We start from the raw sequence: 10,175 nt of genomic DNA, 5'->3' as shown, positions 1-10,175 counted from the left end.
ACCGGAACTCCGCACCGCCGGTGGACAAGATGTGAGCGCTAACATCAATCGGCGGGCAGCTCCGGCTGCTCGGCTGACGGGACGGGTTGGCGATGATCGGTCGACGAGGACTGCTCGCAGGTGCGGCGGGAGCCGCGGTCGCCGGTGCCCTCGGCGCCAGGTTCGCCCAGGCCCAGGCCACCTACTCGGGCTACGTCATGGCGTACTTCACCGAGTCGCCGTCGATGGCCGCCGCCGACTACGGGCTGCACCTGGCCGTCAGCTCCGACGGCCTCGACTGGATGCCGCTGAACCAGAACAACGCGGTGGTGACACCGACCGCGGGCACCGGCGGCCTGCGCGACCCGTTCGTCCTGCGCCTGCGCAACGGCGCGTTCGTGGTGATCGCGACCGATCTCAAGGGCACGGACTGGTCGCAGCAGAACCAGTACGTGCACGTCTGGGACTCGGCGGACCTGCGCACGTTCACCGGCTACCGCAGGGTCAAGCTGCACTCGATGCCCACGCACAGCTGGGCGCCGGAAGCCTTCTGGGACCCGTCGCGCAACCAGTACGCGATCATCTACTCGGCGGTCTACGGCGGCCACGACGTCATCATGGTCAACTACACCACCGACTTCGTGAACGTCGGCGAGGCCCAGGTCTTCTACGACCCCGGCCACGCCACCATCGACGGCAACGTCGTGACCGTCAACGGCGTGAACTACCTCTACGTCAAGAACAACACGAACAGCACCCTCGTCGGCGCGCGCTCGTCCTCGCTCAACCCCGGCAGCTTCACCACCTACCAGACCGGCATCTCACCGGGACGCGGCGTCGAGGCACCGCAGATCGTCAAGTCGCTGACCCAGAACCGCTGGTACATGTGGGGCGACACGTGGAGCCCCAACGGCAGGTTCTTCTGCTGGCAGACCACCGATCTCGCGAGCGGCGGCTGGGCGCTGCTCAGCGACCGCGACTACACGCAACCCCTGAACTCCAAGCACCTCGGCATCACCCCGATCACGGCGACCGAACTGTCGGGCCTCACCTCCCGGTGGGGGACACCCGTGTGGCGGCGCATCAAGTCCTACAACTACCCCGACCGCTACGTGCGGCACGCGAACAACGTCGGCCGGATCGACTCCTACCCGTTCGACCCGTACTCCGACCAGCTGTGGAAACTGGTGCCGGGACTCGCGGACTCCTCCGGCGTCTCGTTCGAGTCGGTCAACTTCCCCGGTTCCTACCTGCGGCACTTCGACTACGCGCTCCGGCTCGAGGCCAACGACGGCTCCTCGGCGTTCCGCGCGGACGCGACCTTCCGCCAGATGCCGGGACTCGCTGATGCGAGCTGGTCGTCGTTCCGCTCGTTCAACTACCCGGACCGCTACCTCCGCCACTACAACTCGTTGCTGCGCATCGACCCCATCAGCAGCTCCTCCTCCACTGTGGACAAGTACGACGCCACCTTCCGCATCACCTGCTGACGCACCGCCGAGCCCCCCGGCCACCGGCCCCGTTCAACGTCGATGAAGGGCTCCTTCCTCCACCTCAGGCCGATGAAGGAGCCCTTCATCGACCACCGGGGGCCGTCGGGGCGAGTGACGAGGTGACGAGGCGCGCACCTCACCCTCGGTGAGATCGAGGCCCTCGCGAAGGCTCCGATTCCGTGAATCAACCGCGTTTCGACTGCCGGTGTGGTCGAATCGATGCGGAAAGAGGAACTGCTGTTTGAACTGAAGAGCGTCCGGCAGGGACACTCCGCTGAAATTGCCGAGAAGGGAATTCTCGATGCGGAGAGCTCTCGCAGGCGTGCTGGCGGCGGTGACGACGGCCGCACTGGTCGTGGTGGCCCACCTGGCGAACGCGGACCGTCCCGCCGCCGCGGCCGAGTCGTACTCGTGGGGCAACGTCGAAATAGCGGGTGGCGGGTTCGTGCCCGGCATCGTCTTCAACCAGAGCGAGCGGAACCTGATCTACGCGCGCACCGACATCGGTGGCGCGTACCGGTGGAACCCCGGCACGAGCAGGTGGATTCCCCTGCTCGACCACGTCGGCGTCGACAACTGGGGCCTCAACGGCGTGGCGAGCCTCGCCACCGACGCCGTCGACCCGAACCGGGTGTACGTCGCCGCGGGCATGTACACCAACAGCTGGGACCCGAACAACGGCGCGATCCTGCGTTCGTCCGACCGCGGCGCCACCTGGCAGGCGACCCAGCTGCCGTTCAAGGTCGGCGGCAACATGCCCGGCCGCGGAGCGGGGGAGCGGCTCGCGATCGACCCGAACCGCAACAGCGTGCTGTACTTCGGCGCGCCCAGCGGCAACGGTCTGTGGCGCAGCACGGACTTCGGTGCCACGTGGGGCAAGGTCACGTCGTTCCCGAACCCCGGCAACTACGCGCAGGACCCCAGTGACTCCAGCGGCTATCTCAGCGACAACCAGGGCGTGCTCTGGGTGACGTTCGACCCGCGCACCGGATCGGCCGGCTCGGCGACGCAGACCATCTACGTGGGCGTCGCGGACAAGCAGAACAACGTCTACCGCAGCACCGACGGCGGCACGACGTGGGAACGGGTGGCCGGGCAGCCGACGGGTTTCCTGCCGCACAAGGGAGTGCTCCAGGGTGACACCCTCTACCTCGCCACGAGCGACACCGGCGGTCCCTACGACGGCGCCAAGGGCGACGTCTGGAAGCTCAACACCGGCACCGGCGCGTGGACGCGGATCAGCCCGGTTCCGTCCACCAGCGCGGACAACACGTTCGGCTACAGCGGCCTGACCGTCGACCGCAAGAAGCCCGGCACGCTCATGGTCGCCACGCAGATCTCGTGGTGGCCGGACGTGGTCTTCTTCCGCAGCACCGACTACGGCGCCACCTGGACGCGCGTCTGGGACTGGACGAGCTACCCGGACCGCAGCTTCCGCTACAAGATGGACATCAGCGCCGTGCCGTGGCTCGACCTCGGCGCGAACCCAGCACCGCCGGAGACGGCGCCGAAGCTCGGCTGGATGACCGAGTCGCTGGAGATCGACCCGTTCGACTCCGACCGGATGATGTACGGCACGGGCGCGACGCTCTACGGCACCACGGACCTCACGGCGTGGGACCGCGGCACCCAGTTCACGATCAGGCCGATGGTGGCGGGCCTCGAGGAGACGGCGGTGAACGACCTGATCAGCCCGCCGTCGGGGCCGCCGTTGATCAGCGCGCTCGGCGACATCGGCGGGTTCCGGCACGACCGGCTCGACGCGGTGCCGCGCAGGATGTTCACGCAGCCCTACTTCACCACCACGACGAGCCTCGACTTCGCCGAGCTCACCCCGGCGACGGTCGTGCGCGTCGGTGACTTCGACAAGTCCGGCCGGCCCAACGACAACCGGGTCGCGTTCTCCACCGACGGCGGCGCGAACTGGTTCCAGGGCCAGGAACCCGGCGGTGTCACCGGTGGTGGCACGGTGGCGGCGGCCGCCGACGGCAGCAGGTTCGTCTGGTCTCCCGCGGGAGCGGGCGTGTACTACGCGACCGGTTTCGGCAACTCCTGGACGGCGTCCACCGGCATCCCGGCGGGCGCGGTGGTGAGGTCGGACCGGGTCAACCCGCTGAAGTTCTACGGGTTCTCCGCCGGGAAGTTCTACGTGAGCACCAACGGCGGCGCCACGTTCACGGCGACGGCGGCCACCGGTCTGCCTGCGTCCGCGCGGTTCAAGGCCGTGGCGGGCCGGGAAGGCGACGTCTGGCTCGCCGGCACCGGCGGGCTGTGGCACTCGACGGACTCCGGCGCGAGCTTCGCGAAGGTCTCCGGGGTGGCGGGCTCGCTCAACATCGGCTTCGGCAAGGCGGCTCCGGGACGTGCCTACCCCGCGCTGTACCTGATCGGTGAAACCGGTGGTGTCAAAGGCGTCTTCCGGTCCGACGACACGGGTGCGAGCTGGGTGCGGATCAACGACGACCGCCACCAGTACGGCAACATCGAGGCCGCGATCACCGGTGACCCGCGGGTGTACGGCCGCGTCTACCTCGGCACCAACGGGCGCGGCATCGTGCTCGGCGAGATGACCGGAACCCCGCCCACCACAACGACTACTTCTACAACGACCACCACGACTACGACCACCACGACGACCACCACGACGACCACCACGACGACCACCACGACGACCACGGGGCCGCCACCGGCCACCGGCTGCTCGGTGAAGTACGCGGTGCAGACCCAGTGGCAGGGCGGCTTCCAGGGCACCGTCGACATCACCAACACCGGCTCGGCGACCGTCAGCGGGTGGACGCTGAAGTGGTCGTTCGCCAACGGTCAGGTGATCAACCAGCTGTGGAACGGCAAGCTCACCCAGACCGGTGCCGCGGTGTCCGTGACGGACCAGGACTACAACAAGGAGATCAAACCGACCGGGTCCGTCGGGTTCGGGTTCACCGCGAGCTGGGCGGGCACGAACGCGAAACCGGTGTCGTTCACGCTCAACGACCGGCCGTGCGCGGTGGTGTGAGATGAAGCGGTCCACGATCTCGGTGCTGCTCGCGGTGGTCCTCACCGCGAGCGGTGCCCCCGCACTCGCCGGCGAGACGCAGGTCCGCGCGGACCGAGGGCTCGTCAGCATCAGGTCGGTCCACGGCAACGGCAACTTCGTGTCGTGGCGGCTGCTCGGTTCCGACGCCGCCGATGTGGCGTTCAACGTCTACCGCGACGGTGTGAAGGTCAACCGTGCGCCGGTGACGACGGCGACGAGCTATCTCGACGCGGGTGCGCCCGCGGACGCGTCCTACGAGGTGCGCCCGGTGCGCGGCGGCGTGGAGGCGGCGGCCACGCGTTCCGTCGGCACCCTGGCCACGAGCGTGGACGTGCCCATCCAGAGCCCCGGTTCCGGCTACGTGGCGAACGACGCGTCGGTCGGCGACCTGGACGGCGACGGCCAGTACGAGATCGTCCTCAAGTGGGATCCCGCCGACGCCAAGGACAACTCGCAGAGCGGCCGCACGGGCAACGTGTACCTGGACGCGTACAAGCTGAACGGCACCCGGTTGTGGCGCATCGACCTCGGCCGCAACATCCGCGCGGGCGCGCACTACACGCAGTTCCAGGTCTTCGACTACGACGGCGACGGCAAGGCCGAGATCGCCGTGAAGACCGCGGACGGCACGCGGTCGGGCACCGGGCAGGTGATCGGCGACGCGAACGCCGACCACCGCAACGCCGACGGCTACGTCCTCACCGGGCCGGAGTTCCTGTCGGTGTTCCGCGGCACGGACGGCGCGGTGCTCGACACCGAGAATTTCGTGCCACCACGAGGAAACGTGTCGTCGTGGGGTGACAGCTACGGCAACCGGGTCGACCGGTTCCTCGCCGGAACGGCCTATTTGGACGGTTCACGGCCGAGCATCGTCATGGCGCGCGGCTACTACACGCGTTCGGTCGTCTCGGCGTGGGACTTCCGCGGCGGTCAGCTGACCCGGCGCTGGACGTTCGACTCGGCGTCGCAGCCGAACCGCTCGGACTGGGAGGGCAGGGGAAACCACCAGTTGTCGATCGCCGACGTGGACGGCGACGGCCGCGACGAGATCATCTACGGGTCGATGGCGATCGACGACAACGGTCGCGGCCTGTGGCAGAACGGCACCCACCACGGCGACGCCCTGCACGTCGGCGACTTCATCCCGTCCCGGCCGGGCCTGGAGGTGTTCAAGCCGTCGGAGCACACGAACGAGGTCGCGGACTGGATGGGCGACGCGCGCACCGGTCAGATCCTCTGGAGCGCGCCGTCGTGCGGCTGCGACAACGGCCGTGCCGTCGCCGCCGACATCTGGGCGGGCAACCCCGGTGCGGAGGCGTGGTCGGCCGCGGTGGGCGGGCTGCGGTCCGCCACCACCGGCGCCCAGGTCGCGGCGCGCAAACCCGGTTCGACCAACTTCGTGATCTGGTGGGACGGCGACGCGCAACGCGAGCTGCTCAACGGCACCACGATCGACAAGTACGCCCCCAACGGTGACACGCGGCTGCTCACCGGCTCGGGCGTGGCCTCCAACAACGGCACCAAGTCCACGCCGGTGCTGCAGGCGGACATCCTCGGCGACTGGCGCGAGGAGGTCGTCTGGCGCACCACGGACAACCGGGCGCTGCGGATCTACTCCACGACCGAGCCGACCTCGATCCGGCGGCCCTCGCTGATGGAGGACCGCCAGTACCGGGAGGCGGTGGCCTGGCAGAACACCGGCTACAACCAGCCACCGCACCCGAGCTTCGCCTCCCCGTAACCCCCCGCCCCGAGTTCAGATCCTCGCGGCGATGATCGGGGCGAGGTGGTCGGCGATCTTGCGGTGGCCCTGGTCGTTGGGGTGCACGTTGTCCACGGTGTCGGTGGCCTCGTCGATCCAGCCGGCGGTGTCGACGAAGAAGACGTTGCGGTCGCCGCCGTCGGCGAGCGTCTTCACCGCCGCCTGGGTCTCCGGCACGTACCGCTTGCGGAACGTGCCCAGCGCGAAGATCGCCGCGGTCGGGTACTTCTCCCGCGCCCGCTGCAGCAGCGTGACGTAGGAGGCGCGGAACTGGTCCTTGGTGACGCTGTGCCCGACGTCGTTGGTGCCGAGGTTGATCACGACGGCGTCCGCCCGGTAACGGCCGAAGTCCCAGGCCGGGGCGGTCAGCGCGAGGCCGGTGCGGAGGAAGCCCTCGCGCATGCTCAGGCAGCCGTCCGCCGCCGGGTGCAGGCACGCGCCGCCGACCGCGATCTGGGTGTGCCCGGCCTTGAGCTTCTCACCGGTGATCCAGCCGTAGGCGGTGAGCGCCTGCTTCGACGACAGCTGGCCGACGGTGATGGAGTCGCCGACGAACTCGATGATCTTCGACGGCACCGGCGGCGCGAAGGTGCGCGCGCCGGTGTCGAGCTCGATGCCCTGGTACACCGCGTCGCCCTTGTACGAGCCGGCGATCGGCCGGTAGGACACGCGGAGGGTGTGGTTGCCCGCGGCCAGCGGGGCCGGGGTGAGGTCGACCGTGCCGGACCGGTTCACGTAGGACACGTCCGGCCCGCCGTCGATGCTGACGAAGAAGTCGATCGCGCGGCGCTGCTTGAGCTTCACCGTCCGCCCGGTGAAACCGACGACGAGGTAGGCGCCCGCCCACTCGGAGACGTAGGCGCTCGACGAGCTCGTGTTCCACCGGCCGAAGTACTTCACGTTCGGGTCGGTGGGGGAACTGGTGGTGGCGGCCGAGGCGGCCGGAGTGACGGTGCACGCCAGAACCGTTGCCGCGGCGAGAAGCCCCTTGATCATGATTCAGCCTTTCTGCGCTCCACGACGGCAACGATGAACCGGTCCCGATGAACCGCGCAAGAGCGAGATGCGCTGTGGTGCACGGTGGAAAGCGATTTCCGTCCCGACCGTCAACCGTCAATGTGCACGTTCCCACCGATCGGTGGTGAGCGGAGCTGCAGGTCGCTCGTAGGGTTTCCCGAACCGCTTCACACACGGAGGTGCCGGCGTGGTCACCATCGCGGATGTGGCGAGGCATGCCGGCGTCGCGCCGAGCACCGTCTCGTACGTGCTGACCGGAAAGCGGTCCATCTCGCCGGAGACCCGCTCGAAGGTGAAGGAGAGCGTCCGGCTGCTGGGCTACCACCCCAACGCCGGGGCACTCGCGGCCAGCCGGGCGAACGTGGTGGCGCTGGTGCTGCCGCTGCGTCCCGGTGTGCACCTGCCGGTGCTGATGCGGTACGTGACGGCGGCGATCACCAGCGCCCGCGAGCACGACCTGGACGTGCTGCTGCTGACGGCGGACCAGGGGCCGCAGGGACTGCGCAGGGTGGCGGCCGGCGCCCAGGTCGACGGCTTCCTGGTGATGGACGTGGGGCTGGACGACGACCGCGTGCCGGTGCTGCGGCAGATCTCGCGGCCGTCCGTCCTCATCGGACGGCCGACGGTCCTCGACGGACTGATCTGCGTGGACCTCGACTTCGAGGCGGCCGGTGCGCGGTGCGTCGAGCACCTCGCCGACCTGGGCCACCGCTACGTCGGGTTCCTCGGTGCCCCGAGTGTGGTGTACCAGCGCAACACCGGCCACGCGCAGCGCACGATGGCGGGGTTCGGCGCGGCCGCCATGCGCCGGGGCATCGCGTCGACCGCGCTGCCGGTCGAGAACGACTGCGAGTCGGTGCTGGCCGCGGTGCGGTCGTTGCTGCGCACGCAGCCCGCGATGACCGCGCTCGTGGTGCACAACGAGGCGGCGCTCGGCTGGGTCGCGGGGAGCCTGCGGTCGCTGGGGCGCAGGGTTCCCGAGGACGTGGCGGTCGTGGCGATCTGCCCGGACGAGCTCGCGGAGCAGCTGCAGCTGACGTCGGTGCGGCTGCCGGCGGAGGAGCTGGGGTGGCGGGCGATGGAGCTGCTCGTGACCCGGCTGAAAGGCGGTCCGGCCGCACCGCTGACCCTGCTGCCGCCGAAGCTGTCCTGCCGCTCCAGCACCGCTCCGCGACTGCGCCGGGCCTGAGGTCCCGCGCAACTCGTTCGACGGCGTTTCGACTGCGGATTCGACGACGCCCCGGCGTTGACACCAGGCGTTGTCACGCACCGTGGCCGCCAGATCGCCGCAGGCGGTCCAGGTTGTTTGCGCAAACAGGCTGGTGGGCGACGGATAACACTTCGGCCGACGCGGGAAGAACCACTTCAAAATTGAATGAAGATCACGTACTGTGCCCGGTCAGGGCGTGGCACGGGAACAGGTCGTGCGGCTGAGGCCAGGAGTGGATCGCGGCACGGCTTGCGGAAGCCGTGCGCGACGGGGGAGTGCTCGCTCGAAACCCAGCTGCTCGACTGAACTTCCGAGGGGAAATCACCATGGGCCGACGTCGCCCGCACAGAGCCGTGTCCGCGGCCACCGCAGCGGTGGCCTGCCTAGCCGCATCCGCCTGCACCTCCGCCGCGCCACCCGCGGCGGAACCCGTGGTGACCGTGGCGGTGTGGGGCAGCGACCAGGACGCCAAGACCTATCGGCAACGGATCGACCTCGCCGGCGCGCGCGTTCCCGGTGTCGACGTCAAGTTGTTGCACATCTCCAAGAACGGCGACTACGGCAGCACGATCCAGAAGATGATCAGCGACGGCAACCCGCCGGACATCATCGAGGTCGCCGAGTCGGTGCACAGCTACAGCAGCAAGAACCAGCTGCTGCCGTTGAACACCTTCATCGACGGGGAGAAGCTCGACCTCGTCGGGAGGTTCGGCGAGCGGGCCGCGCACTCCTACGACCGCGACGGCAAGACGTGGGCACTGCCGGACCGCACCGGCCCGATGGTGCTGTACTACAACAAAGATCTCTTCGACAAGGACGGCGTGTCCTATCCGACCGCGGACTGGAAGTGGCCGGACTTCCTGGCCGCGGCGCAGAAGCTGACGGTCAGGGACGGTGACCGGACCATGCGCTACGGCTTCGCGGCCGGCGACTGGTGGCCGTGGTGGATGGCGTTCATGCTGCAGAACGGCGGCAGAGTCCTCGACGACGCCGGTAAACCGGTGATCAACTCGCCGGAGAACGTGAAGGCCATGCAGTTCTACGCCGACCTGGTGCACAAGCACCACGTGGCACCGTCCAAGAAGGACTACGAGGCGCTCAAGATCTCCAGCCCCGACCAGCTCTTCGCCCAGGGCAACGCGGCGATGATCATGACCGGCTTCTGGAACATCGCCTCGCTCAAGGAGTCGCCGCGGGTGCGGTGGGGCATCGCGCCGCTGTTCAAGAACACCAAGCAGGCGACGATCTCGTTCCAGAGCGGTCTGGCCATCACGAAGTCCAGCGCCCGTCCCGAACTGGCGTTCAAGGTGCTCGACTTCCTGACCAGCGCCGAGGGGCAGAAGCCGATCGCCATCAGCGGTCAGGACGCCCCCGCCAACCGGGAGGTGCAGGACAGCGACGACTTCCTGCACCCGGTGTGGGCCATCACCGACGTCAACATGGGCGCCTTCAAGGAGTCCTCCCAGTTCGCCTACACGCCACCGATGACACCGGACTGGGGCAGCATGCAGCAGGTCTTCGGGACGATCATCGGCGAGATCTGCGACGGTGTCGTGACGCCGAAGGACGGTCTGGCGGCCGCCCAGCGCTCACTGGAGAACCTCGGCAAGTGATCGCCGGGGGTTCGCGGCGCAAGGTTCATTGACGATCTGTCGAGCGGCTCGCTATGTTGGCGCTCAC

Annotated in this window: 6 protein-coding genes; 5 read left to right on the top strand and 1 reads right to left on the bottom strand. The window is 68.8% G+C overall.

The genetic code is table 11. The annotated features are described in order from the left end of the window. The first annotated feature begins 92 nt into the window (after positions 1 to 92). The 3 genes from ABZV40_RS35815 to ABZV40_RS35805 all read left to right on the top strand — a co-directional run bounded on the left by ABZV40_RS35815 (position 93) and on the right by ABZV40_RS35805 (position 6,247). Positions 93 to 1,469: a glycoside hydrolase family 43 protein gene (locus tag ABZV40_RS35815; RefSeq protein ID WP_355452060.1), complete on the top strand. Its 1,377-nt coding sequence runs from the start codon at positions 93 to 95 to the stop codon at positions 1,467 to 1,469. 304 nt (positions 1,470 to 1,773) lie between these two features. Beyond that, positions 1,774 to 4,485, top strand: coding sequence for a cellulose binding domain-containing protein (locus ABZV40_RS35810; RefSeq protein WP_355452057.1), 2,712 nt, complete (start codon positions 1,774 to 1,776; stop codon positions 4,483 to 4,485). A gap of 1 nt (position 4,486) precedes the next feature. Next, the gene (locus tag ABZV40_RS35805; RefSeq protein ID WP_355452054.1) at positions 4,487 to 6,247 is read left to right on the top strand and encodes a rhamnogalacturonan lyase; all 1,761 of its coding nucleotides are present in this window, start codon (positions 4,487 to 4,489) and stop codon (positions 6,245 to 6,247) included. Positions 6,248 to 6,262: 15 nt separating this feature from the next. Here ABZV40_RS35805 and ABZV40_RS35800 read toward each other — a convergent pair whose 3' ends face one another. Beyond that, positions 6,263 to 7,264 carry a GDSL-type esterase/lipase family protein gene (locus ABZV40_RS35800; RefSeq protein WP_355452051.1) on the bottom strand — a complete coding sequence of 334 codons (1,002 nt, stop codon included), beginning with the start codon at positions 7,262 to 7,264 and terminating at the stop codon, positions 6,263 to 6,265. A gap of 208 nt (positions 7,265 to 7,472) precedes the next feature. Here ABZV40_RS35800 and ABZV40_RS35795 point away from each other — a divergent pair, with 208 nt between their 5' ends. Both ABZV40_RS35795 and ABZV40_RS35790 read left to right on the top strand, forming a co-directional pair. Then, positions 7,473 to 8,474 carry a LacI family DNA-binding transcriptional regulator gene (locus tag ABZV40_RS35795; RefSeq protein WP_355452048.1) on the top strand — a complete coding sequence of 334 codons (1,002 nt, stop codon included), beginning with the start codon at positions 7,473 to 7,475 and terminating at the stop codon, positions 8,472 to 8,474. 347 nt (positions 8,475 to 8,821) lie between these two features. Further along, positions 8,822 to 10,108 (top strand): sugar ABC transporter substrate-binding protein, encoded by a 1,287-nt coding sequence (locus ABZV40_RS35790; protein ID WP_355452045.1) that lies wholly within the window; start codon positions 8,822 to 8,824, stop codon positions 10,106 to 10,108. The last annotated feature ends 67 nt before the right edge of the window (positions 10,109 to 10,175 follow it).

This window comes from Lentzea sp. NPDC004782 (assembly GCF_040609115.1).
GTDB lineage: Bacteria > Actinomycetota > Actinomycetes > Mycobacteriales > Pseudonocardiaceae > Lentzea.
This window is presented reverse-complemented; position numbering and strand designations above follow the sequence as displayed.

What these genes read in the sequence shown, in the direction of transcription:
- ABZV40_RS35800 (WP_355452051.1), bottom strand. Translation starts at nt 7,264, where the DNA reads ATGATCAAGGGGCTTCTCGCCGCGGCAACGGTTCTGGCGTGCACCGTC.
- ABZV40_RS35805 (WP_355452054.1), top strand. Translation starts at nt 4,487, where the DNA reads ATGAAGCGGTCCACGATCTCGGTGCTGCTCGCGGTGGTCCTCACCGCG.
- ABZV40_RS35790 (WP_355452045.1), top strand. Translation starts at nt 8,822, where the DNA reads ATGGGCCGACGTCGCCCGCACAGAGCCGTGTCCGCGGCCACCGCAGCG.
- ABZV40_RS35815 (WP_355452060.1), top strand. Translation starts at nt 93, where the DNA reads ATGATCGGTCGACGAGGACTGCTCGCAGGTGCGGCGGGAGCCGCGGTC.
- ABZV40_RS35810 (WP_355452057.1), top strand. Translation starts at nt 1,774, where the DNA reads ATGCGGAGAGCTCTCGCAGGCGTGCTGGCGGCGGTGACGACGGCCGCA.